The 23,690-nt window shown below is 38.6% G+C and carries 22 protein-coding genes and 1 tRNA gene; 6 read left to right on the forward strand and 17 right to left on the reverse strand.

What is annotated here, in order from left to right:
- Positions 1-71: 71 nt before the first annotated feature.
- The 4 genes from QCQ61_RS01205 to rlmB all read left to right on the forward strand — a co-directional run bounded on the left by QCQ61_RS01205 (position 72) and on the right by rlmB (position 5,907).
- Entirely contained in the window at positions 72-3,134 is a 3,063-nt protein-coding gene (locus QCQ61_RS01205) for a SusC/RagA family TonB-linked outer membrane protein (protein ID WP_279448897.1), read from the forward strand.
- Between the two features lie 20 nt (positions 3,135-3,154).
- Positions 3,155-4,591 (forward strand): RagB/SusD family nutrient uptake outer membrane protein, encoded by a 1,437-nt coding sequence (locus QCQ61_RS01210; protein ID WP_279448898.1) that lies wholly within the window; start codon positions 3,155-3,157, stop codon positions 4,589-4,591.
- 21 nt (positions 4,592-4,612) lie between these two features.
- Positions 4,613-5,038, forward strand: coding sequence for a hypothetical protein (locus QCQ61_RS01215; RefSeq protein WP_279448899.1), 426 nt, complete (start codon positions 4,613-4,615; stop codon positions 5,036-5,038).
- A 128-nt stretch (positions 5,039-5,166) separates the two neighbouring features.
- The gene (rlmB, locus tag QCQ61_RS01220; RefSeq protein ID WP_279448900.1) at positions 5,167-5,907 is read left to right on the forward strand and encodes a 23S rRNA (guanosine(2251)-2'-O)-methyltransferase RlmB; all 741 of its coding nucleotides are present in this window, start codon (positions 5,167-5,169) and stop codon (positions 5,905-5,907) included.
- 2 nt (positions 5,908-5,909) lie between these two features.
- On the opposite strand, the gene QCQ61_RS01225 is transcribed toward rlmB, so the two are convergent.
- Entirely contained in the window at positions 5,910-6,707 is a 798-nt protein-coding gene (locus tag QCQ61_RS01225; RefSeq protein ID WP_279448901.1) for a rhomboid family intramembrane serine protease, read from the reverse strand.
- A gap of 90 nt (positions 6,708-6,797) precedes the next feature.
- On the opposite strand from QCQ61_RS01225, the gene QCQ61_RS01230 reads away from it, so the two are divergent.
- Positions 6,798-8,075, forward strand: a complete 1,278-nt coding sequence (locus QCQ61_RS01230) for a replication-associated recombination protein A (RefSeq protein ID WP_279448902.1) — start codon at positions 6,798-6,800, stop codon at positions 8,073-8,075.
- Here QCQ61_RS01230 and QCQ61_RS01235 read toward each other — a convergent pair.
- The 6 genes from QCQ61_RS01235 to radC are packed head-to-tail and all read right to left on the reverse strand — an operon-like array spanning position 8,072 to position 13,544.
- Entirely contained in the window at positions 8,072-8,857 is a 786-nt protein-coding gene (locus QCQ61_RS01235; protein WP_279448903.1) for a hypothetical protein, read from the reverse strand. The genes QCQ61_RS01230 and QCQ61_RS01235 overlap by 4 nt on opposite strands.
- Positions 8,854-10,269 carry a DUF5723 family protein gene (locus QCQ61_RS01240; protein WP_279448904.1) on the reverse strand — a complete coding sequence of 472 codons (1,416 nt, stop codon included), beginning with the start codon at positions 10,267-10,269 and terminating at the stop codon, positions 8,854-8,856. Before QCQ61_RS01240 ends, QCQ61_RS01235 begins: the two co-directional genes overlap by 4 nt.
- 3 nt (positions 10,270-10,272) lie before the next feature.
- Positions 10,273-10,818 carry a hypothetical protein gene (locus QCQ61_RS01245; protein WP_279448905.1) on the reverse strand — a complete coding sequence of 182 codons (546 nt, stop codon included), beginning with the start codon at positions 10,816-10,818 and terminating at the stop codon, positions 10,273-10,275.
- A gap of 49 nt (positions 10,819-10,867) precedes the next feature.
- A complete protein-coding gene (locus QCQ61_RS01250; protein ID WP_279448906.1) occupies positions 10,868-11,557 on the reverse strand; it encodes a YjjG family noncanonical pyrimidine nucleotidase in 690 nt (229 codons plus the stop codon).
- The gene (locus tag QCQ61_RS01255; RefSeq protein ID WP_279448907.1) at positions 11,547-12,842 is read right to left on the reverse strand and encodes a DUF7033 domain-containing protein; all 1,296 of its coding nucleotides are present in this window, start codon (positions 12,840-12,842) and stop codon (positions 11,547-11,549) included. The genes QCQ61_RS01250 and QCQ61_RS01255 overlap by 11 nt, the downstream gene beginning before the upstream one ends.
- 6 nt (positions 12,843-12,848) lie before the next feature.
- On the reverse strand, positions 12,849-13,544 hold the full coding sequence (gene radC, locus QCQ61_RS01260) for a RadC family protein (protein WP_279448908.1): 696 nt from the start codon (positions 13,542-13,544) through the stop codon (positions 12,849-12,851).
- A gap of 133 nt (positions 13,545-13,677) precedes the next feature.
- Here radC and QCQ61_RS01265 point away from each other — a divergent pair, with 133 nt between their 5' ends.
- Positions 13,678-14,121: a DUF1569 domain-containing protein gene (locus QCQ61_RS01265; RefSeq protein ID WP_279448909.1), complete on the forward strand. Its 444-nt coding sequence runs from the start codon at positions 13,678-13,680 to the stop codon at positions 14,119-14,121.
- A 233-nt stretch (positions 14,122-14,354) separates the two neighbouring features.
- Here QCQ61_RS01265 and QCQ61_RS01270 read toward each other — a convergent pair.
- The 10 genes from QCQ61_RS01270 to QCQ61_RS01315 all read right to left on the reverse strand — a co-directional run bounded on the left by QCQ61_RS01270 (position 14,355) and on the right by QCQ61_RS01315 (position 23,648).
- A tRNA-Arg gene (locus QCQ61_RS01270) sits at positions 14,355-14,428 on the reverse strand.
- Positions 14,410-14,667 carry a GIY-YIG nuclease family protein gene (locus QCQ61_RS01275; RefSeq protein ID WP_279448910.1) on the reverse strand — a complete coding sequence of 86 codons (258 nt, stop codon included), beginning with the start codon at positions 14,665-14,667 and terminating at the stop codon, positions 14,410-14,412. Before QCQ61_RS01275 ends, QCQ61_RS01270 begins: the two co-directional genes overlap by 19 nt.
- 97 nt (positions 14,668-14,764) lie before the next feature.
- The gene (locus QCQ61_RS01280; protein WP_279448910.1) at positions 14,765-15,022 is read right to left on the reverse strand and encodes a GIY-YIG nuclease family protein; all 258 of its coding nucleotides are present in this window, start codon (positions 15,020-15,022) and stop codon (positions 14,765-14,767) included.
- A 146-nt stretch (positions 15,023-15,168) separates the two neighbouring features.
- Positions 15,169-15,618 carry a GatB/YqeY domain-containing protein gene (locus QCQ61_RS01285; protein WP_279448911.1) on the reverse strand — a complete coding sequence of 150 codons (450 nt, stop codon included), beginning with the start codon at positions 15,616-15,618 and terminating at the stop codon, positions 15,169-15,171.
- A 147-nt stretch (positions 15,619-15,765) separates the two neighbouring features.
- On the reverse strand, positions 15,766-17,754 hold the full coding sequence (ftsZ, locus tag QCQ61_RS01290; protein WP_279448912.1) for a cell division protein FtsZ: 1,989 nt from the start codon (positions 17,752-17,754) through the stop codon (positions 15,766-15,768).
- Between the two features lie 79 nt (positions 17,755-17,833).
- A complete protein-coding gene (gene ftsA / locus QCQ61_RS01295; RefSeq protein ID WP_279448913.1) occupies positions 17,834-19,183 on the reverse strand; it encodes a cell division protein FtsA in 1,350 nt (449 codons plus the stop codon).
- 4 nt (positions 19,184-19,187) lie between these two features.
- Positions 19,188-19,904, reverse strand: a complete 717-nt coding sequence (locus tag QCQ61_RS01300) for a cell division protein FtsQ/DivIB (protein WP_279448914.1) — start codon at positions 19,902-19,904, stop codon at positions 19,188-19,190.
- Positions 19,894-21,249 (reverse strand): UDP-N-acetylmuramate--L-alanine ligase, encoded by a 1,356-nt coding sequence (murC, locus tag QCQ61_RS01305; protein ID WP_279448915.1) that lies wholly within the window; start codon positions 21,247-21,249, stop codon positions 19,894-19,896. The genes QCQ61_RS01300 and murC overlap by 11 nt, the downstream gene beginning before the upstream one ends.
- 33 nt (positions 21,250-21,282) lie before the next feature.
- Positions 21,283-22,386, reverse strand: a complete 1,104-nt coding sequence (gene murG / locus QCQ61_RS01310) for an undecaprenyldiphospho-muramoylpentapeptide beta-N-acetylglucosaminyltransferase (RefSeq protein ID WP_279448916.1) — start codon at positions 22,384-22,386, stop codon at positions 21,283-21,285.
- A 71-nt stretch (positions 22,387-22,457) separates the two neighbouring features.
- Positions 22,458-23,648: an FtsW/RodA/SpoVE family cell cycle protein gene (locus tag QCQ61_RS01315; RefSeq protein WP_279448917.1), complete on the reverse strand. Its 1,191-nt coding sequence runs from the start codon at positions 23,646-23,648 to the stop codon at positions 22,458-22,460.
- Positions 23,649-23,690: the final 42 nt, after the last annotated feature.

Genomic DNA, 23,690 nt, shown 5'->3' on the forward strand with positions numbered 1-23,690 from the left:
GCAGCAAATACTTGTGTAATTAACTTTTTATTATGATTTTTGCCGTTGGCTAATTCAAATAATTTATAAAAATGAGAACAAAGTTTAGTGGAATTTTAACGCTCTTGCTAGCGTTAGTTGTGCAGCTTACCTTCGCACAGCAAAAAACTATTACAGGTACGGTGACGGACGAAACAGGTCTGCCATTGCCTGGTGCAAACGTTATAATCAAAGGAACAAGTACTGGAACACAGTCAGATTTTGATGGAAATTACTCCATATCTGCAAATGTGGGCCAAACACTTACCTTTAGTTATGTAGGTTTTGACACCAAGGAAGTAAAAGTAGGAGCTCAAAATAAAATTGACGTTAACCTACAACCAGGTGAAAGCTTGAGTGAGGTTGTCGTTACTGGGTATTCTACAAGAAACCAAACGGTACAAAACTCAGCGGTAGTTTCAATATCTGCTGCAGAGCTTTCGCAAATGGCGCCAACTACCAGTATTGACAACATGCTGCAAGGTAAGGCGGCCGGGGTACAGGTAACTGCTGCCAACGGGAAACCGGGCCAAGGAGCTTTTGTTCGTATTCGTGGAACAGGATCTCTTGTTGCTGGTGCATCTTCTCCATTATATATAGTGGATAACGCGCCAATCAGGGAGCAAGATCTTGCAAATATCCCAAATGAGGACATTGAAAACATTACCATTTTAAAGGATGCTGCTATGACCGCTCGATACGGTTCTAGAGGGTCTAACGGGGTTGTTATTATTACTACTAAAAGTGGTAACCGTAACAAAGACGCCGTTGTGCGCTTTAGTTCCCGTTATGGTGTAACATCTAGAATTGACCCTAACTACACGATGATGACGGCTGCTGAAAAAATGCAGTACGAAGCCGAAATGTATGCGTTAGGTGTTACAGGTGCTGCTTCCCTTCCAGGTGTAACTACTGCGCCAGGATCTGCTGAGCGTCAATTTCTTCTAGATAACGAAGTAGATTGGGCAGATTTAATCTTAAAAGACGGTATTGTTCAAAACAATAGTGTATCTATTTCTGGGGGTGCTGAAAAAATGGACTACTATTTTTCTGTAACCAATGATAAAAACACAGGTATTATTGATAATATTAGTGGTTTCGAAAGAACTGGTGCACGTTTAAACGTAAACTTTGATGCTAAAGAATGGTTAACAGTTGGTGTAAATGTTGGTTATTCTAGATCTATGAGCGATGAGCCAAGAGATAGAAATAACACGCAAAACCCTTTTAGAGGTTTGCTAGATTACAATGGTTACGAAACTGAATTCGTTATTGACGATACAGGTGCTCTTGTATTGGACGAAAACGGAAATCCAATTTACAACCCAACACATACTACGTTCCCAATTAGAGGAGCATTGCTTTCAGAGCCTAGTGAAGATATGGACAACACCACTCTTGGTAGTGTAGATGCTGTTGTAACTTTCAACGAACACTGGAGCTATAACCTAAACGTTGCTGTTAACTGGTTGGCAAGAAGAAGAGAGAGCTATTCTAAGCCAGGTGGTATATTAGATGCTCTTATTGGAGATCCAACAAAACCAGGAAACAAGTTTGACGACCAACAACACAGAGTTGACTTTACAGTAAGTAACCGTGTAAACTATAACCTTTCTACAGACGACCACAACTTAAACGTTCTTGGTTTATACGAATTCAACATGAACGAATTCAACAGACAATTTGTAAGAAGTATTGGTTTCCCTTCAGCTTTGTTAACAACACAATCTAACGCGGCAGAAGTTACAGTTGGTATTACTAACAGAAACAGATTAACTTTAGTATCATACGGTGCTTTCGCAGATTACGACTTTAAAGAGCGTTATTCTATTCAAGCATCTGTACGTCGTGATGGATCATCTAACTTTGGTGAAGACGTTAAATTCGGTACTTTCTATAGTGGAAGTGTTGGTTGGAACGTAGCTAAAGAAGAATTCTTCCAAGTAGGTTTTATTAACGATTTATCTTTAAGAGGTTCTTACGGTTCAGTAGGTAACAGAAATGGATTATCTAGATATGCTTGGCAAGGAACCGTTGGTTTTGGAGCTTACCCTGGAGGTTCAAGTACAGAGCCAGATAACGTTGAAAACCGCACATTAAGCTGGGAAACAACTACTACAACTAACGTAGGTCTTGAGTTGAATATGTTCAACAACAGAGTTAGAACTGTTACCGATTACTTTATCAGAAACACAACAGATTTATTATTTAATATCCCTAAAGCCGACGAATCTGGAGTTGGTACTATTGCTGGTAACCTTGGAGACATTCGCAACAAAGGTTTAGAATTCTCTTTACAAGCTGATGTACTTCGTAACTCAGACTTAACTTGGACTTTAGGAGGTAACATCATCTTCTTAGATCACGAAATCGTGAGCCTTCCAGAAGGTGAAGATATTGATGCTGGAGATACTTTCAACATTCGTTGGAGCGAAGGCCAAAAAATCAACGAGCACTTCTTAATTAGATATGCCGGTGTTGATCCTGCAACTGGTAGATCTCAATTCTACGGAGCTGATGGCAACGTTTACTTTGCTAACGAACTACCTGCTGGTGAAAACCGTGTTTTCCAAGGAAAATCAACCATTGCAGATAAAGAAGGTGGTTTCTTCTCTAACATTACTTACAAAGGCTGGGGTCTAAGAACAGACTTCGTATTTAAGTACGGTAACTGGATTAACAACTTTGTACGTTCAGATCGCGAATCTGATGGATTAGCAATTGCTGACAACCAAGCTACCAATGCCTTTAACTACTGGCAACAACCTGGCGATACTGGTGTTCTTCCAAGCCCAATATATGCCGCTGAAGATTCAAACATTACAGGAAGTTCAGACAGATGGTTAGAAAAAGGAGATTACATACGTATGCGTAACGTTACGCTTAGCTATTCGTTCCCAAGTGCAACCCTAGATAAAACACCAATCAATTCTTTAAGAATTTATGTACAAGGACAAAACTTATTGACCTTTTCAAAATTCTGGGGAGATCCTGAGGTTGGTATTTCATCAGGAGAGACCATCGCGTTTGGAGATGCGGTAGCACCGGGTGAGGCAACTCTTTATAGCTATCCAAACACCAAATCATTCCAAATAGGTTTGGATGTTAGTTTCTAATTTTAAAAAAAATTGATACAATGAAAAAAATAATTTATAAAATAACAATTTTGGCCTTCATCGTAGGAGCTTTTACTTCTTGCGATAAGGAATTGGACCAAATACCATTTGACTCATTTGGTAATGAAAATGCATACGTTACTGCTGCAGATTTTGACAACGCTATACGCGGTGTTTACGAAAGCTTAACTAATGGTGGTTTTTACGGTGGTAGTGATGCCGGCGGAATGTTAGATGCCCCAGATGTATTATCAGACAACGTTACTTTCGCACAGAAAGGTCGTGGGTCTAGAAGAAGTTTACACAACTGGCAATATGGCGCCGCAGATGGTCCAATGTACGGACTATATTTAGGAGCTTATGAATTAATCTATAGAGCCAACCTTTTGTTAGCAAATAGCGAAGGTTTTGAAGGCGAGAACAAAGAAAATGTTGTTGCTGAAGCAAAGGCCCTTAGAGCATTAGCTCACTTTAATGTTGTTAGTTTCTACGGAAAGATACCAACACAATCTAGTGATGCTAACGGAAGCTTAGGTATTGCATACGTAACTGTACCAGATGCAGATATTGAACCTGCAAGAGAAACAGTAGGAGCTGTTTATGACCAAATTGTAACCGATCTTACTGAGGCTGCTGCTGGTATAAACGAAGAAAACGATCCAGGTCGTTTAAACAAAGATGCTGTAAATACTTTATTATCTAGAGTTTATCTATATATGGGTAAATGGCAATCTGCCATTGATGCAGCTAACCGTGTAAGCACTCCGGTTGCACCTCGTTCTGATGTTGTAGGTGTATGGGAAGATGCTAACAAATCAGGTTTATTGTTTTACATCCCTAACGAACTTCCAATTTTCGGAATTAGTGTAGGTGTTGTATGGAGCCAAGGTGGTTTAACAAACTTAATTCCTGAGTATGTAGTTTCTTACGGTCTATACACTAAATTTGCTGAGGATGATATCCGTAAAGAAGCGTATACGATGCAAGCTGCTAACAATGCTGACGGTCTTCAATTTAACGCAATCAAAAAGTTGTTCGGAAGAACAGGTCAGTCTAACGGTCAGGTTGACATCAAGATCCTTCGTGCTGCCGAAGCACATTTAAACAAAGCAGAAGCTTTGTATAACTTAGGTCAAGAAGGTCCTGCCAGAACTGCATTAGACGTTGTAAGAACTAAACGATACACTACGCCTCCAAGTGGAGAAACTGGTACCGCATTACGTGATGCCATTAGATTGGAAAGAAGACTTGAATTTGCTTTTGAATACCAAAGATGGTTCGATCTTAAACGTTGGGGCTTACCTGTAGATCGTGAAGGATTTGGTGACCTTGCCGACGGTTCTGGTACTCCATCAGATCAACAAGCACTTTCTGCTGGTAACATTAAATTCCAGATGCCAATTGCGCAAAGCTCTATGGACGTGAACCCTAACCTTGTTCAGAACCCTGGATATTAATAATTTTAAAAATCTATCAAAATGAAAAAAGTTAATATATTAATCGTTATTCTAGCTATCGCACTTGTTGCTGTTTCTTGTGAAACTTACGACGATTACGATGAAAATCGTCTGACTACCGTAGGATTTGTAACCTTAACTAAAAACATAAGCGTTCCTGAAGGCGGTTCAAAAACTGATAGCGTAAAGGTATTTGTTTCTGATTTATCAAATGTAGCCAGAACATTCTCTGTAATTACAGTTGCACCAGATACATTACCAACTGCACCTGAAAACTATACGTTTGAAAGCACAGTTACCATTCCAGCAAATACCCGTGAGGTAATGTTTGGTGTTACTGCAATAGACAATTCTATTGACGATACAAGACGTTATTTCCGTATTGCTATTAAGCCAGAACCTAATATTGTTTCTGGAGGTAGATCTCAAATAGGTGTTAAAAATTAATTTTTAATAACCTCAAGTTTATAAAACACCCCTTTTTAAGGGGTGTTTTTTTTACCTGAAATTTAACTAAAGATTACTTGAATATTCTCTTTACCTTTGCCAACACTTATTAATATCAGCACGAAACCATGAACGATAAAACAAATACTATTTTTGGAATCTACCCAATCAAGGAGGCCCTCTCTTCTCAAGTTGTTTTTGATAAGGTTTATATTCAAAAAGGAATAGAAAGCGATAAAATTGAAAGCCTAATAAAGGAGCTGGAGAAAGCCAAGGTTACCATAAATATCGTTCCATTCGAAAAATTAAACAGGTTAACCAAAGGAAATCATCAAGGTATTGTTGCTCTTACCTCGCCGGTGGCATTTCATTCTTTAGAGTCTGTTGTTGAAAAAGCCTTGGAAAGTGATAAAACCCCATTATTTTTAGTGTTAGACCAAATTACCGATGTGCGAAATTTTGGCGCCATTTTACGCACCGCGGAATGCACTGGTGTTGATGCAGTAATAATTCAAAAGTCGGGAGGCGCTCCCGTATCCGGCGATACTGTAAAAACCTCTGCTGGAGCTATCTTTAAGATTCCGATTTGCAAAGTAGATCATATTAAAGATGCAATATTCTATTTGCAAGGCTCAGGAATTACCACTGTTGCAGCAACAGAACATACATCAAACGAAATTTACGCTGTAGATTTAATTAAACCTCTGGCAATTATTATGGGTTCTGAAGGTAAAGGAGTGTCAAAATCCGTTCTTACGCTGGTTGATGAAAAAGCATCTCTTCCCCTACTTGGCGAGATAAATTCCTTAAATGTTTCCGTAGCCTGTGGTGCATTTTTATACGAAGTAACCAGACAACGACGTCAATAGCCCTAATCAGTTTCGTCTTCTTCTTTATTTTTATAGGTGTAAACTATTTTCACCGTTGGTCTATTTTGGGCTGCCATTTGTTTTATAGTAGGCTGTGGCAGAGCATCTACAGATACAGTTGGTTCAACCGGTTCTTTTGGTAATTCAATAAAGTTTCCATCCTCGTCAAACTGCTTTAAAAACGGATCGTTATCCGGATTATAACCTTCCCTTTCCCATTCGTATTTTTTGCGTTCAATTGGCTTTGTCTTAAATAAAAAGGAGAAGAAAAAACCCACAAAGAAACCCGATAAATGACCTTCCCATGATATTTCGGGATTTACAGGAAACACATACCAGAACATACCTCCGTAGAGAAAAACTACAACTAAAGCCAGCGCAGTTAACTGAAATTGTTTAGAAAAAATTCCTTTAAAAAATAAAAAAGCAACCAACATATACACTACCCCGCTTGCCCCAATATGCAACGACGAGCGACCTATTACCCAAGTAGCTAAACCTGTAAATAACAAACCAAAAAACAATACCCTCCAACGGATGTCTCTATAAAAATAGAAGAGTGCAGCAGTAAGCACAAAAAGAGGCACGGAGTTATTAAAAAGATGTTTTAAACTACCGTGGATAAAAGGACTAAAAATAATACCGCGTAAGCCTTCAACAGATCGTGGATAAACCCCAAAATAATTTAAATTGATATTAAACCGCGTTTCAATCCAATATACAACCCAAAGCACCATTACAAAAAGTAATGGGTATAATACCACATCTGAGTTATATTTTAATTGAGTTGCATTATTCATAGCAAAGTGATTACAAAAAACAATCCCTAAATCAAATTTATGATAAATTGTCAGTGAAACCGATTTATTAATGTTGTAATTTTGAAAACCATGAATACACCCCTCGCCGAACGCATCCGTCCTACCACTTTAGAAGGTTATTTGAGCCAGCAACATTTGGTGGGTCCAAAAGGTTCACTTACCTCGCAATTAAACACAGGAATGATACCTTCCATAATTTTATGGGGGCCACCGGGTACAGGAAAAACCACGCTTGCAAATATAATTGCCAATGAAAGCGGCAGACCATTTTATACTTTAAGTGCTGTAGATAGCGGCGTTGCAGCAGTACGTGAAGTAATTGAAAAAGCGAAAAAAAGCGATACCTTATTTTCAACTAAAAATCCTATTCTTTTTATTGACGAAATTCATCGCTTCAGCAAATCGCAACAAGATTCGCTGTTGGGAGCTGTAGAAAAAGGTTGGATAACGTTAATTGGCGCTACTACAGAAAATCCAAGTTTTGAAGTAATTCCTGCACTGTTATCGCGCTGTCAGGTTTATGTTCTCGAATCGTTCAGTCGGGAAGACATGGAATCTTTACTAAAACGGGCATTACAGAAAGACGAAATTCTATCGGAAAAGAATGTAACTTTAAATGAAACCGAAGCTCTCATAAGACTTTCGGGAGGCGATGCCCGAAAACTATTGAATATTTTAGAATTGGTAGTACTTTCTGAAAAATCTGAAAAAATAAATATCACCAACGAACTGGTAATGCAAAAAGCACAAAAGAATACAGTGCTTTATGACAAAACTGGCGAACAACATTACGATATTATTTCGGCATTTATAAAATCCATTAGAGGTAGTGACCCCAATGCCGCTGTTTATTGGTTAGCTCGAATGATAGAAGGAGGCGAAGACATAAAGTTTATTGCTCGAAGATTGGTTATTTTGGCTTCCGAAGATATAGGCCTTGCAAATCCGAACGCTCTTTTACTTGCAAATAGTACGTTTCAGGCAGTAACAACAATTGGATACCCAGAGGCGCGAATAATTTTAAGCCAATGCACAATTTATTTAGCCACTTCGCCTAAAAGCAATGCTGCCTACAAAGCCATAGGCGAAGCACAACAACTAGTAAGACAAACCGGCGATCTGTCCGTTCCCCTATCAGTTCGGAATGCGCCCACAAAGCTTATGAAGCAATTGGGGTACGGCAAAGAATACGAGTATGCACATAATTACGAAGGCAACTTTGTACCGCACGAATTTTTACCTGAAGAAATTAAAGGCAGTACTTTTTACAAACCTGGCAACAATCCGAAGGAAAATAGCCTTAAGGCTTATTTAAAAAATCTTTGGAAGGACAAATACGATTTTTAATTTTGAAAAAAGTACACAGTTGCTGTAGAACCATCGTTTATCGTTAGGTTTCCGGCTGCATCAAAAGACGCGTCCGATACTTTGCCGGCGGTATCCATGTATTTAACAACTTTCTCCATCAGTATTATTTTTCCCTTTAAAAGAAGTCCGTCTTCTGCAGCGGGCGATTCTTCGTATAAGGAATACCCTTCGGTTGTTTTTCTCAGTAAAAACGTTTTACCCGAATTTGAATAATTAGAAAATTTAGCGGAAGGTAAGTTATCTTCAGAAATAGCAGACGGATCAATTTTTACAGGCGTATCTACTTTTGTAGTAACGGTGTAACGAGTAGTAGTTTTAGAAGGATTTTGCAAGGCTATATTCTTTTGTTCTACACGCAACGCTTCAATGCTATTAAATGCTTTCCGAAGCGCGTCCTGATAGGTTTTATCGTATTCTTTATATTTACTTTTTCCCACTTGGCTTCTGTAGATTTCATTCGCATCGCAATCTTTCAAAACAATCTGAAGTTTTGTTCCAAACAGCGTTTTTAGCTCTTCCACATTTGCATAAAGTCCGTCGCAACGATTGGCATTGGGGGCTGCATTTGCCATATAGGCATTAAACCCGTATTTTTCAAAGTAGAATTTGGTCATTGTATTTAACTTATACTCATCATTACCCTTTAAAAAATCATATTGTTGTGGCACAACAACATAGCTGTAATCGCTCAAATTTGTACGCTGCGAAAAAATATTTGTAGAGATAAGTAAAGCGATGGCTAAAAGTAAATATGGTCTCATTCTTCGTCGATTATTATATTAAATCCTAGTTGTAAAGATACACTTTTTGCTTTGGCCAAATTACCGTAGCTCATAAGATTATCTGCCGCAAGATATAAATTAACGATACCTATATCTGCCGAAACGCCCAGCCCTACATTTGTATACGAATACGAATCTACCGTATAGGTTGCCTTTGCAGAAAGAAAATTGGTAAACCTTCTATGATAAAAAAGGGTTCCTGCCAGCTGTGGGCCCTGCGGTCTAAAAATAGAATACAGCTGCAATCCCACGTTTTGTTTATGAAGTTGCCCTCCTCCCATATTTAAACAATCGCAGGCACCAGAGCTATTAAACCGGCCAAAACCGAAATTTATTGCTGCGTTTAGCTTTAAGGGTCTAAATTGGGTGTATGCATTATTGAGTGTATCAACATCAATTTCTCGTTTTACTTCATCTTCAAGATTGTCATAATACGGAAAAGTGGACTCACCTTCGCTTAACGGTGGAAAAATAAGGTTTATACCGTCCAAAGTATAGGTTCCATGGGCACGATAGGTTTCTACATCCTTTGTATGGAAAATAGCGCCTACATCCAATGCACTGGCCGAAATTGTCCAAGCTTCGCCTATTTCGTACGAGAAGCCCAAATCTACCCCTACGCCCAGATTTCCTCCCAATAAACTTCTACCTAAAATTTCACTGGTAACCTGCGACGAATTATCTAAATCGCGCAACGGCGCATAGCCAGATGTTTCAACGGTTACATCGGCATTTTGAACTATGTGCTCGTAAATATTTTCTGAATCAGCACCGCCCAATCTCGTGGTAAAAGTTCCTGAATTATTTACGCTCCGAAAGCTAAACATGCTGGAATATATTTTAAGTCGTGCGCCCACCGTTAGCCTATCGCTTATTTGTTTATTGGCTCCAAAATGAAACACAGTTGTTAAATCGCCTGTCGTGCTAATTTCACCTAGATTAAAAGGATAATCCAGATAGTCGCGATTGCCTTCCCACGCTAATATTGCTAAGTCTTTGGGGAAATATGTTATAAAATCCAGCTCTTCATAAATACCCCCAGAAAAGTAAATATTGTTTTTTGCACGCCATCCAATATTTATAAGTTCCAATTGTACCGTGGCGGTAAAAAAATCTGAATTTTTCATTTCAAAAATCTTTTCACGAATGCGGACGTTAATATCGTCGTTCCCCTCCTTAAAAATATCGTAAGCAGTAACGCCAGAAGCCCCGCCATTAAAATGAATTTGCGATAAAAAGGGAATTCCAAAATGTTTTTTCTGAATTACTTTGCTACCGGGATTTAGCAACAACGATTGAGGAATATCGTCAAAACCGTAAAGTATTTGCTTATTTTGTGAAATAGCAAAATAGCCCACGAAACATAAAAATAGGGTAAAGAAATAGCGCATGGTTTAGTTTTCCAGATAGTAGGTTGTCTTGGATTTCAAATTTAAGCTGCCTTCCAGATTTTCGTTAGATGAATCTATCGTAACACTTACCACGACTTTATTAGCTTGTGTTAGTCGCAGTACATCTTCTCCTTCAACAATTTGGGTGTATTCGGTAATTACCGGCGCCGAAACAGCCCCCTCAAGCACAGGGGTACCGGCGACGTACGCCGTATCGTTGGCTTCACTTAAAAATTGAAAATCTACTTCAAAATTTCGTGGAATACTATTGGTAAACTTAAAATAGAAGTCGGCTTTTTTTAAATTTTCTTGAAGATTGCTGTCATCCAGAAACCGAATTTCGGTGGTATCTCTAACTGTAAAAACCGGGTTTGAAGTTAATGAGTCATAAAAACGATTGGCTTCAATATTAAAGTATATTAAGTCCAATTCCATTACGGGAGTTAGAGCAATATCTTCCGCCTGATCAAAATCGGTATCTTTTACACAAGCCGTAAACAACGCGCATGCGAGTAGTAAAATTATAACGTTATGGGATAATCTGTTCATAATTGGGGATAAAGTGCTAATTATAAACGACTATTGGTAAAGAATATTATTACAGATGGTTTTTTATTTCAGAAAGTTCGTTGATTGCAAAACTTGCAATTGAAACATTTTCCTTTCTGTAATTAAAAAATAGGGTGTGCATACCGGCGTTTTTGGCTCCCAAAATATCTGCTTCAAAACTATCGCCAATCATTATACTGCTTTTCGAATTAACCGCAGCCTTGGTTAGGGCAGTTTCAAAAATAACCGGGTGCGGCTTTTTTAAACCTGTTTCCTCGGAAGTTGTAACTGTGTTAAAATATTGTTTTATGCCACTATTTTTAAGCTTTAAATGCTGCACTTCTTCAAATCCATTTGTTATAATATGCAGTTTATATTTAGGCGAAAGATACTCCAGAATTTCTATTGCACCCATAAAAAGATGGTTGTCCACAGGAAGTTCCTCTATATAGCAATGCGCCAAAGAGTCTATAGTTTCCAAAGGAAATTTTAGTTTAAAAGTTGCGAAGGTTTCGGTTAAGCGTCCACGTCGCAATTCTTCTTTTGAAACTCTATCTTCGCGATATTTTTTCCAGTATTGAAGATTTATCGGTTCGTAAACCTTCAGAAAATCAGCCAAAGGCAATTCAATTTTATGCTTTTGAAATACTCTTTGAAACGCCAAACCAGAATTTCGGTCAAAATCCCAAAGTGTGTGGTCAAGGTCAAAAAAAACGTCTGTAATACCGCTATACTGCATATTTCTGTAGTTTTTCTGAAAAGATAGCGCGCCAAACTTTGTTGTTTGCTTCAGAAGAAAAATCCTTATTTGAAAAAATCATGGTAAAAGTACCGTTTACCTTTTCAACTTCGGCAATAGTTTGCCCAACAATTTTGTCAATATCCGAAGCGTACTTCTTTTGAAATGCAAAAGTTGTCATAGCCGCCGGATGCACTACCAATGGGGTTTTAATTTCAAAATCTAAATCGTAAAAAAGAAAAGGAGTGCAAGTTCCGGCCCTAAAGCCTATGGTATCGCGAAAAACCATCGTAAAATCTCGATACACCTCCAACTCTACCAAATGCCGGTAAATATCGGGTAAATTCACTAAAAATTCAGAATTCATAGAACTGTCCAACGCACGGTTTGTTATTTCTTCCATTCTGCGTTTTTCAGTTTTTAAAACATTGTAATTTTTTAGGGCATTGTACGAAAAAATAAGGCCCACATCCTTATAATCAGACACATATTTAATGAGTAATTTAAACTTTTGCCTGTGCGTGTTCATACTTTCATTAAATGACAAAGCATTGCCCAATAGGAAAAAAACGGTTAGTTTAAAATTACTGCGATTTGCAATATTTATCATCCACTTAAAAGTGTCTATCGGATCGCGTTTATATCCTATTAATACCTGGGTTCGGCTAATTATTTCTCTAAATTTTCCCCGAGCCAGACTGTGGAAATAACCCACCAAGGACCGAAAAAACCCCTTTTGCTTATAAGCATAAGGTTGGGCTGCTTTAATTACAGGATGGATTGCTATCTTTTTTGCAGGAAAATTAATTTCTGGAAAAGCAGATAAAAGTTTCTCTTTAAAAATGTAAGCCCAGATATCTACAATGGGCTGCTGTAAAAACCCTTCTTTATACGCCAGACTTTCGGAAGCCATAAAGCGTCCCTTTTCATCTTTAACGTGGGGTAAATACTCTTCATAGCGGGTTAGCATAAAAAAGCTGGCTGCAAAAATATCAAAAGGCAGGGTGCTAATGTTAGATACTGAAAAAAAACCGTATGTATTGTTCCATTTTTTTACCGTAACCTCGATAGCTTCCAGTCCTTGCTGTTCCAAAAGACCATCGCTTTGAAAGAACATTTCGTTCCCGAGCGGCTTTTTACCGTATGATATTTTTGGACCTGTATGTGCTATAAATTCATCGATTACCGAGGTAAAAATTACATCGATACCCAAAATACGCAGACAGATGTGCTTAAAAATATAAGAAATTCGGGGCGTAAGTTTTTGGGTGTAGATTAATAGCATAGCAGATTACAGCATATTTTCATCGGCAAAGCTAAAGTACGCTTTTTCGGTAATTATAAGGTGGTCTAACACTTTAATGTCTAAACTGTCTCCCGCCGTTTTTAATTTTCTAGTAAGCTGAATATCGGCCTGGCTGGGTTTTAAAGTTCCCGAAGGATGGTTGTGGGCCAAGATAATGCCCACAGCTCCAAGCTGTAAAGCTTCTTTAAACGCCAAACGCACATCTACAATTGTGCCCGTAATACCGCCTTTGCTTAGTTGTGCACTTTTAATGATTTTATTTGAATTGTTTAAATACAGTATCCAAAATTCCTCGTGAGGCAGCTCTCCGATTATGGGTTGTACATATTCGAAAACTGAATTGCTGGAGGTAATTTTTTTTCGTTCCAATGCCTCTCCCGCTCTTCTGCGTCGGCCAAGCTCCATAGCCGCTACAATACATATGGCCTTTGCTTGGCCTATCCCTTTAAATTGCATTAATTCAGAGATTGAACGCCTCCCGAGTTCGCTTAAATTATTACTGACTGATGATAAAATTCGCTGACTTAACGAAACGGCGCTTTCCTCGCGATTGCCCGAACCAATTAAAATAGCAATAAGTTCTGCGTTGCTTAAGGCTATATGCCCTTTAAGTAGCATTTTTTCGCGGGGCCGATCGTCTTCGTTCCAATTTTTTATGGAAAAGGAGTGATTTTCTTCCATGGTTTTTTGCGTTTCCTTAAAGATAATAAGGAATGGGGAATTGGCATAAAGTTTTGAAAATAATCTTTTTAGGCATTAATAAATGGCGATTATTCAATAAATTTATAGTTTCCAATTCGTTAATGGCCAAAAAATGAAATCGCTTTTTGATACTGAAACTTTATTAGAAATTAGAAAAAGACTAAACGCTCTTACTGAAAATTCTGAAAAACATTGGGGTAAAATGTCCGTAGGGCAGATGCTTCACCACTGTCAAGGACCATTGAATATTATGTTAGAAAAGAAAGATTATGGTATTCGTTCCAATTTTTTAGCCACCTTATTCTTTAAAAAGATGCTATATAACGACTCACCATTTAAGAAAAGTTTACCTACCGCCAGATTCTTAAAAGAAACTGAACCTAGAAATTTTACGAACGAGAAAACAAAACTCATTGCACTTTTAGACGAATTTGAAAGCAAGCGCACACAAGAAGAATGGAACGCACATCCTGGTTTTGGTTATTTTACAAAACAGCAATGGGGCCAAATGCAATACAAGCATTTAGATCATCATTTAAAGCAGTTTGGAGAATAGTTAAACGTAATTTTCATTTTGTTTTTGTAGTCAATCCAACATTTTTATAGCGCTGCTATGAGTCCTATTTTAGAAGTTGAATAAAACAGGATTCCCGGACGAGCCCAATCACCAAACAATCCACGAATGGGAGTACCTGCGGTGATCCCTCAAAGCTCCGCTTTGAAAATGAAAAGGCAGAAAAAAGTTTTTTGAGCAAGCTCAAAACTTTTTTCTGCCTTTTCATTTATTCGTGACCGCGGAGGGATTCAAACCCCCAACCCTCAGAGCCGAAATCTGATGCGCTATTCAGTTGCGCCACGCGGCCAAATTTAAGTGCTTTCTTCTCCATCTTCTCCCTGCCGCACTCTTTAAATATCTTTCTCTATCTCTAGCCTCTTCTCTTGTTAAATATTCTTCCTTATGAATAATTATCCATGGCATAAATGCCTTTGTTGATTGTGTTTTTCCAGAATTATGCTGCCTTAATCGATGCTCACAATTAATTGTCATGCCAACATACATTCTATCAAACTTAACACTATAGAGAACGTAAATGTAAAACATTACTTCACATCTTTTCTGATAAACCACAACTCTCAGAGCCGAAATCTGATGCGCCCCGCCCGAGCCTAACTGACGTTTGTCACGTTCGGACGGGTATTCAGTTGCGCCACGCGGCCAAATTTAAGTGCTTTCTTCTCCATCTTCTCCCTGCCGCACTCTTTAAATATCTTTCTCTATCTCTAGCCTCTTCTCTTGTTAAATATTCTTCCTTATGAATAATTATCCATGGCATAAATGCCTTTGTTGATTGTGTTTTTCCAGAATTATGCTGCCTTAATCGATGCTCACAATTAATTGTCATGCCAACATACATTCTATCAAACTTAACACTATAGAGAACGTAAATGTAAAACATTACTTCACATCTTTTCTGATAAACCACAACTCTCAGAGCCGAAATCTGATGCGCCCCGCCCGAGCCTAACTGACGTTTGTCACGTTCGGACGGGTATTCAGTTGCGTCACGCGGCCATAATTCTGCGTGAGCAGAAAGTTTTTTTATTAGGAAAGCCGAGACTTTACAGCTGTCGATATGGTTTTACCATCGGCTTTTCCTCCCAATTTTGCACTAGCCAATCCCATAACCTTCCCCATATCTGCCATTGAAGTTGCGCCAGTTTCAGCTATTATTTGGGCTACTACTTTATTAACTTCTTCTTCACTTAATTGTTGCGGTAAAAACTGTGCTATTACTTGAGCTTGAATTAATTCCGGTTCTGCCAAATCTTCTCGCCCCTGTTTTTTAAAAATTGCAGCACTATCCTTTCGCTGTTTTACCTGTTTTTGAAGTAGTTTTATTTCTTCTGCTTCGCTTATCTCTGTCTTCGAGCCTGTTTCGGTTTGTGCCAAAAGCAATGCAGATTTCACTGAACGCAATGCTTCCAAAGATTGTGTATCTTTCGTTTTCATTGCGGTTTTCATCGCCTCCATTATCTTCTCTTGTAAGCTCATTTTTATACTTTTTTATTGCGTACGAAGATACTTAAATATAGCTAAAACCAAAACACTACTCCCCTAGTTTTTCTTTAGAAAATTTGTAAAATAAAACCCCGAATTCAAAAAAATTAATCCGGGGTTGCTTCAAGTGTAAAAAATTTATTAATCGACGTTATCGTGCAAAAATGAATTGTTTCGGCGCAGTTCAATGTCGTCAGCATCTGTATTAACTGATGTTCTAGAAATGTTTGATTCGTTTTTAGTTTCGTTCAAATCTATCCCCATTCTTTTGTAAGCGGGTTGTTTTTCTATTTCATCAATCCTGGAAGGGCTGTTTTTAAACTTATAATTAAATTCCTTCATTTTTCGCTTCCGCTCTTCGGCTCTATCGCTTAATATTTTTGAAATAGGCGAATTCATTGGATCTTCTTCACCACTATCGGGAGCTTCTTCAATATTAGGCTCAGAAATAGTTCTTTTCTCAAAAACTATTTCCTCGTCTTCTGTTTCTTGCGCAGCTTCTTTTTTTGGTTTTGCGCTATTTAAATGGTTTTCAACCTCTTGATAATCGTCGAGGCTGTAGCGCTTTATTCCGTTGCCAGAAACTTCTGTAACAGGTACAACCTCTACGTGGTCTTTTACTTCAATTTCACTTAAATTAAAGAAAACTGTTTCTTCCTCCTTCTGCTCCTTTTTGTTAGATTTTTGAGCGTTGGCATTTATGGGCAAATCAAACATTAATATTTGATCATCGTTGTCTTGAGCTGTTTCTTGAGTAGCTTTAAACGTGTTTTCCTGTTGCTTTTTTGGTGCTTCAACAATTACAAATTCGTTTACGTTTATTTTATTTACTTCTACTTGATTAAATTCTTCAATATTGTTTGCTTTAACTTCTTCGTACGAAACTTTTAGGTTTTTTAATAATTCGGAAGTTTTAATATATCCTTCAAACGGTGGTTTTACTTCTAGCTCGGCTTCGTCAAATAGCGTGTGCTTTACAACCGTTGCTTCGGGCGCTTCGGTTTTAGTTTCTGTATTTAACGGCTTTTCTGGCAATCTGACGGGACTAGCCGTTGGTTTTGGCGTAAGGTCCTGTACCGCTTTTTGTTCATCTTCAAGGGTATGAATTATCTTTTTTGTTTCTGTATTTACTATTTCGTTCTGTTGTTCGATGTTGAAACCTGTAGCAATTACAGTAATTGAAATGGAACCTTCCAGATTTTCTTCGTCGCCCACCCCCATAATTATGTTTGCGCTATGACCCGCTTCATTCTGGATATGATCGCTTATTTCGCCTATTTCATCAATAGTAATTTCATCTGTTCCAGAAACGATAAGCAGCAATACGTTTTTGGCACCCTTTATTTTATTATCGTTTAATAGCGGTGAATCTAAGGCTTTGCCAATAGCTTCTTTAGCCCTATTGGCTCCTGAGGCCGTCGCGCTCCCCATAATTGCTGTACCACTGTTAGCCAGTACTGTTTTTGCATCGCGAAGGTCAATGTTTTGCGTGTAGTGATGTGTAATTACTTCGGCAATACCACGAGCAGCGGTGGCCAAGACTTCATCGGCTTTTGAGAAACCTGCCTTAAATCCTAAGTTTCCATATACTTCACGTAATTTATTATTATTGATAACCACCAATGAATCTACATTCTGTCGTAGTTTTTCAACTCCAATCTGGGCTTGATCGTTTCTGGTTTTTCCTTCAAATTGAAAGGGAATGGTAACAATACCCACGGTGAGAATGTCCATATCTTTCGCCATTTTTGCAATAATTGGCGCCGCACCGGTACCTGTACCACCGCCCATACCGGCAGTAATAAAGATCATTTTGGTATTGGTGGTGAGCATGCTTCTAATTTCTTCCATGCTCTCAACAGCAGATTGCTCGCCTACCTGTGGATTTGCACCAGCACCTAAACCTTCGGTAAGAGAAACTCCCAACTGGATTTTAATTGGCACCGGGCTATTTTCTAAAGCCTGTGAATCTGTATTGCATATTACAAAGTCAACTCCTTTTATGCCCTGGCTGAACATATGGTTAATGGCATTACTACCTCCACCTCCAACGCCAATAACCTTAATCACATTTGATTGGTTTTTTGGCAGGTCGAATGAAATGTTATCAAATTCTGTTTTGCTGCTCATAGTTTTATTTTTTATCGCAATTTTTATATTCTACTCCCGATATTTAATCGGTTTATACGCGATGCATCACACATCTCCGTTATTCGGCGTTGTCTAAAAATTCTTTAAACCGTTCTGCCCATTTATCAAAAAATCGTTTTGATGTTTTCTGTTCTTTGGTATTGGTTGTATCTTCATCATCCTCGTCTTCCGCTTCAGCTGCTTCCATCTTTGTGTTTTCTTCTTGCTCCTCTGCATCGTGCGGAAAATGTTTCATTAAAGATTTCTCTTTACTTTCCAAGCTATTTAACACCAAACCAACCGCAGTTGCATACATTGGACTGGTAGTTTCTGCATCGCTATCGCCCGCCAAATGCTCATTGGGGTAACCAATTCTGGTATCCATTCCGGTAATGTATTCTACCAGTTGCTTAATATGCTGAAGCTGCGCGCCGCCACCTGTTAGTACAATTCCGGCAATAAGTTTCTTTTTGGGGTCTTCGTGGCCGTAATTTTTTACTTCCATATAAACCTGCTCAATTATCTCGATAACCCGGGCATGGATAATTTTCGACAGGTTTTTTAAACTAATTTCCTTTGGTTCTCTACCGCGCAATCCAGGGATAGAGACTATTTCGTTGTCTTTATTCTCTCCAGGCCATGCAGAACCAAATTTAATTTTCAGAAGTTCAGCTTGCTTTTCAATAATAGAACAACCTTCTTTTATGTCTTCGGTAATTACATTTCCACCAAAAGGAATTACAGCGGTGTGGCGAATAATTCCGTCTTTAAAAATTGCCAAATCTGTAGTTCCTCCCCCAATATCAATTAACGCTACGCCCGCCTCTTTTTCTTCTTGGCTTAAAACAGCTTTTGCCGAAGCCAGTGGCTCTAGCGTAATTGCCGAAAGTTCCAAACCTGCGCTTTTTATACATCTTCCCACATTACGAATAGAAGAGACCTGCCCTACTACCACGTGAAAATTAGCTTCTAAACGCGCCCCGTACATCCCAATTGGCTCTTTAATTTCGGCTTGTCCGTCCACTTTAAAATCTTGTGGTAAAACGTGTAATATTTCTTCGCCCGGAAGCATAACAAGTTTGTGAACCTGATTACAAAGACGGTCAATATCTTCTTCTTTTATTACATCTTCGCCATTAGCACGGGTAATGTAGTCGCTATGTTGAAGACTTCGAATATGTTGCCCAGCAATGCCCACGACTACTTCCTTTATTTTCATACCTGAAGAAGTTTCTGCATCCTGAACCGCTTGCTGGATAGACTGTATGGTTTGGGTAATATTGTTAACAACCCCACGATGCACCCCAAGGCTTTTTGCTTTTCCAATCCCCAAAACCTCCATTTTGCCATAATCGTTTTTTCTCCCGATCATGGCAACTATTTTGGTAGTTCCAATATCCAATCCTACAGCAATATTATCGTTTTCCATGGCCTTACTTTTTTGTGGCAATTACCTGATTATCAAATTTCAGATTTACCATTTTGTACCCAAATAGCGTACTGTCTTGTTTTGTTTTTTTATAAAAAGCTTTAAAGTTTTGAAACTTCTGTGTTATATTTTCCGGTTGCCCAAAAAGCAATTTAAGTTCCGTTTTCCGAAGCTCGAAATCTAACGAACCGTCGGCGCTTCTGTTTATTCCTACAACCATTTGTTTCATAAATTCATCTTCATCAATTTTTAGCAACAAAGCGGTAACTTCATTAAAATTATTTTTTGAAGTTCCCGAAATTATAGGTACTCTCGCGGAGTAAACTGTTGATAATGGCATCATTTCGCCATCGGCATCCAGATAATAATCCGGCGAAGCAGACACTCTGCCTATAGGCCTACGCTGCTCAATCTTCGCGCCCAAGGCACCGTTTACCGACACATATACCTGAGCATCACGAACCATAGGGTTTTTCCGCAGTCTTTCCTCCATCTCCTTCAAAACTAAAGTTTCTTTACCTATGCTCGTAACCTTCTCATGATTTTGTATCAACAATTTATTAACTGTATTAAATGTGATAAACGGGCTGTTTTCATCTACAAATTGAATTTCCAATTTGCTGATTTTTCGAGCGTCATTTCGCTTTTTGGTGAAGCTGAAAAGAAACGCCAAAACTACCAGCAGCAGGATAAATTTTATGACATCTAAACTACGTTTCATTCTTCAAAATTTTTGTTAGGTTAGTAACTTCTGCGCCAATGTCTCCGGCACCAACCAATAATTTAATTTTACATTCTGACTTTAATAAAATTTCGGGCAAAGCCGATTTAAAAACCACCCTTTTTTGAATAACATTTATTTGGTCCAAGAGCCATTTTGAAGTTATGCCCTCAATGGGTTCTTCTCTTGCGGGATAAATATCTAACAATACCACTTCATCAAACTGTGAAAGGCTTTTTGCAAATCCTTCTCCAAAATCGCGGGTTCTGCTAAATAGGTGTGGCTGAAAAACTATCTGTTTGCCATCGTTCGGATACATTTCATTCACCGCCTGAAAAAGCGCGTCAATTTCTGTTGGGTGGTGCGCATAATCGTCTATCAACACCAATGCATCGGTTTTAATTTTATACGAAAAACGACGTTTTACACCCTTAAATGATGCCAACGCTTTGGGCAAACGATCGGTTGGGGAGCCTGCTAAAATCGCCATGCCCAAAGCCATGATGGCATTTGTAAGATTGTGGTGCCCAGGAAGATGAAAAACTAAATTCTCTATTCGAATATCCGGGGTTTGTAAATTGAAATTATATGCGCCGTTTTTAATCTTAACATCCTGCGCTTGGTAATCTGCATTTTCTCCAATGGCAACGGTCATGCCGTCCAATGGAAGATTCTGTTTAATAAAAACGTGTTCTTCTTTTTCGACCAAATGTGCAAAAGCCCGGAACGCATTTTCTATTTCGGAAGCATCGCCATAAATATCTAAATGATCTGCATCCATTGAGGTTATACAGGCAATGTCTGGCTGTAACTGCAGAAATGAACGGTCAAATTCATCGGCTTCCACAACTGTAATTTCACTACCGTTGTAAATAAAATTCGAATTGTAATTTTCTGCAATTCCACCTAAAAATGCAGTTACAGGCATATTGCATTCGGCCAATAAATGGCCCAAAATAGCCGAGGTGGTGGTTTTGCCATGCGTACCCGCAACCGCTAAACACAGCGTGTTTTTTGAAACTTCACCCAAAAGCTGTGCTCGTTTTACAATAGAAAATCCTTCGGCAAAGAAATAATTTAAAACTTTGTTACCCTTCGGAATTGCGGGAGTGTAAACCACCAACACATCTTCTTTTTGAATAACCTTTTTATCAATTTCTGAAATATCATCGTTAAAAGTCACCTTTATCCCTTCGGCAATTAATGCATCGGTTAAATCGGTTGGTGTTTTGTCATAACCAAATACAGCCTTCCCCTGCATGTTGAAATAGCGTGCAAGCGCACTCATTCCAATGCCGCCAATTCCGACGAAATAGAAAGTTTGTATATTGTTTAGGTTATTCAAAATTTTAGTTTTTAAGCATTATATATTTAAATTCTACATTTTTGTCAATGTCGGCGCAAGGAGTTTTTCAATTTCTGCAACTATATCCTTTGTAGCATTGGGTTTGGCTAGTTTTTTAATGTTTTCAGACAGCAATTTTTGTTTTTTTTCCGAAGCTATTAAAGCCGAAAATTCCTGTTGAAACTCAGATTCCAATTCACTTTCCTTTATAACCAATGCAGCATTTTTAGTAGCAATTGCCATTGCATTTTTGGTTTGATGATCTTCTGCCACATTTGGCGATGGAATAAATATTACGGGCTTCCCCACCAAACACAGTTCTGAAACCGAAAGAGCACCAGCTCTCGAAATAATAAAGTCTGCCGCGGCATAGGCCAAATCCATTCTGTTTAAAAATGTATGAATTTGAACCGTTTCACTTCCCTTATTTTTATAGGTTGTTTCGTAATGCTTTCCACATTGCCAAATAACCTCTAATTGCTGTTTTTTAAAAAATGGAAGCGACTTTTCCATCAGCTCATTTATTTTTCGGGCTCCTAAACTTCCTCCTAAAACAAGCACCGTTTTTTTGTCTTCTTCTAAATTGAAAAAAGCTAATGCCTCCGCTCGCTTTGATGAAACATTCAATAAATCTTGGCGCACCGGATTGCCGGTGAGTTTTATTTTTTCAGCTGGAAAAAATTTCGCCATGCCTTCATAAGCTACACAGATTTTCTGCACCTTGCCGCTTAACCATTTATTCGTGATTCCAGCGTGACTGTTCTGCTCTTGGATTAAACAAGGAATACCGCGAAAGGCAGCCACTCGCAATAAAGGGCCACTAGCAAAACCGCCCGTGCCAATTGCCAGATGGGGTTTAAACTTTTGTATAATTTTTAACGACTTCCACAAGCTTGTAATTAGTTTTAGGGGAAACGCTAAATTCTGTAGCGACAAACTACGCTGTAGCCCTGAAATCCATAAACCGGTAATTTTGTATCCAGCTTGCGGTACTTTTTCCATCTCCATTCTATCGGCTGCGCCTACAAATAAAAATTCAGCATCGGGGAAACGGGTTTTTAACTCGTTTGCAATGGCAACTGCCGGGTAGATATGCCCCCCGGTGCCGCCGCCTGATATGATGAATTTTGGTTTCACAGTTTCTTTTCTCTTTGTTCTTTGTTCTTTTCTATCTGTTCGATTAGACGCACCTCCGTGCGTCTCTACTTTTAAATCGTTTCGCTTAAAATATCCAATGGATTTTCTTCAGTTTCTTCTTTTGGCGCCACTTCGCGTTTTGCACTCACACTTAAAATCATTCCCAGTGCCATACACGTCATCCAAATAGAGGTACCTCCGCTACTAATTAATGGTAAATTCTGACCCGTAACAGGGAATAATTCCACCGCAACCGCCATGTTTATCATCGCTCTAAAAACAATGGGCAAGCCAACGCCAATGGCGAGTAATTTCCCGAAAATAGACGTAGATTTATGTGCAACAACAACTATTCTAAATAATAAAAACAGGTAAAGCACCATTAAAAACATACCACCCAATAAGCCAAACTCCTCAACAATTATCGCGTATATAAAATCTGAAGAAGATTGCGGCAAAAAGTTTTTCTGAACGCTTTTACCCGGCCCCAAACCAGCAATTCCTCCAGACGCAATGGCTATTTTTGCTTTTTCAATTTGGTAATCGGCTTCGGTATCTTTATCGTCGCTAAAATTTTCAATCCGGCTCATCCAGGTATCAACCCGATTCGGAAAAACGCCCGGAAAAGCTTTTGCTGTAAGTACGAAAAGGGTTAAAAAAAGAAGCCCCGCACCTAGAATAATACCTAAATATCGTAACGGATAACCACCAACAAATACCAGCATTACAATCATAGAAAAGAAAATGGCTGTAGTAGAAAGGTTAGCGGGTAGAATTAATGCAAGTACAAAAAATACGGGTACCCAGAGCGGTAAAATGGTTTCTTTAAACGAAACTGTTTTATCTTTAATTCGCGACAAGTATCGAGCCACATACGTCATTAAAACCACCCCCGCCAAAGTTGAAGTTTGAAACGTAATACCAACAAAGGGCAAGCGAATCCACCGACTAGCATTCGCTCCGTCAATTGTGGTGCCTTCGGCCATAGTTGCAATTAAAAGCAAGATTATTAATGGCATTGCAATAATGGAAAGCCCGCGGAAATAATGATACGGAATTTTATGAACACCATACAATATTGCAAATCCTAAAACCAAATGCGAAAAGTGCCTTAACAAATACGGCAAAGTACTTCCGTCTCCGTACAAATAAGCAAGGTTGCTGCTGGAGCTATATACTGGCAAAAAGGAGAAGAGAGCCAAAAGCCCCACAACGCCCCAAATTGCTTTATCGCCTTGTATGTAATGAAAAATACTCTTCACTTTAAATGTTTCTGGTTATATATATTTTGCAACACCGTTATA

Source organism: Aequorivita marisscotiae (genome assembly GCF_029814825.1).
GTDB classification, from domain to species: domain Bacteria; phylum Bacteroidota; class Bacteroidia; order Flavobacteriales; family Flavobacteriaceae; genus Aequorivita; species Aequorivita marisscotiae.

Excerpts from the sequence above, each read along its gene's own strand:
- QCQ61_RS01275 (WP_279448910.1), bottom strand. The coding sequence starts at position 14,667 with ATGTTTTACATTTACGTTCTCTATAGTGTTAAGTTTGATAGAATGTAT.
- QCQ61_RS01225 (WP_279448901.1), bottom strand. The coding sequence starts at position 6,707 with ATGAATAATGCAACTCAATTAAAATATAACTCAGATGTGGTATTATAC.
- ftsA (WP_279448913.1), bottom strand. The coding sequence starts at position 19,183 with ATGGAAAACGATAATATTGCTGTAGGATTGGATATTGGAACTACCAAA.
- QCQ61_RS01215 (WP_279448899.1), top strand. The coding sequence starts at position 4,613 with ATGAAAAAAGTTAATATATTAATCGTTATTCTAGCTATCGCACTTGTT.
- QCQ61_RS01250 (WP_279448906.1), bottom strand. The coding sequence starts at position 11,557 with ATGCAGTATAGCGGTATTACAGACGTTTTTTTTGACCTTGACCACACA.
- QCQ61_RS01210 (WP_279448898.1), top strand. The coding sequence starts at position 3,155 with ATGAAAAAAATAATTTATAAAATAACAATTTTGGCCTTCATCGTAGGA.
- ftsZ (WP_279448912.1), bottom strand. The coding sequence starts at position 17,754 with ATGAGCAGCAAAACAGAATTTGATAACATTTCATTCGACCTGCCAAAA.
- QCQ61_RS01230 (WP_279448902.1), top strand. The coding sequence starts at position 6,798 with ATGAATACACCCCTCGCCGAACGCATCCGTCCTACCACTTTAGAAGGT.
- radC (WP_279448908.1), bottom strand. The coding sequence starts at position 13,544 with ATGGAAGAAAATCACTCCTTTTCCATAAAAAATTGGAACGAAGACGAT.
- QCQ61_RS01280 (WP_279448910.1), bottom strand. The coding sequence starts at position 15,022 with ATGTTTTACATTTACGTTCTCTATAGTGTTAAGTTTGATAGAATGTAT.
- QCQ61_RS01245 (WP_279448905.1), bottom strand. The coding sequence starts at position 10,818 with ATGAACAGATTATCCCATAACGTTATAATTTTACTACTCGCATGCGCG.
- QCQ61_RS01265 (WP_279448909.1), top strand. The coding sequence starts at position 13,678 with ATGAAATCGCTTTTTGATACTGAAACTTTATTAGAAATTAGAAAAAGA.
- QCQ61_RS01235 (WP_279448903.1), bottom strand. The coding sequence starts at position 8,857 with ATGAGACCATATTTACTTTTAGCCATCGCTTTACTTATCTCTACAAAT.
- QCQ61_RS01285 (WP_279448911.1), bottom strand. The coding sequence starts at position 15,618 with ATGAGCTTACAAGAGAAGATAATGGAGGCGATGAAAACCGCAATGAAA.
- QCQ61_RS01255 (WP_279448907.1), bottom strand. The coding sequence starts at position 12,842 with ATGCTATTAATCTACACCCAAAAACTTACGCCCCGAATTTCTTATATT.
- QCQ61_RS01205 (WP_279448897.1), top strand. The coding sequence starts at position 72 with ATGAGAACAAAGTTTAGTGGAATTTTAACGCTCTTGCTAGCGTTAGTT.
- QCQ61_RS01240 (WP_279448904.1), bottom strand. The coding sequence starts at position 10,269 with ATGCGCTATTTCTTTACCCTATTTTTATGTTTCGTGGGCTATTTTGCT.
- rlmB (WP_279448900.1), top strand. The coding sequence starts at position 5,167 with ATGAACGATAAAACAAATACTATTTTTGGAATCTACCCAATCAAGGAG.
- QCQ61_RS01300 (WP_279448914.1), bottom strand. The coding sequence starts at position 19,904 with ATGAAACGTAGTTTAGATGTCATAAAATTTATCCTGCTGCTGGTAGTT.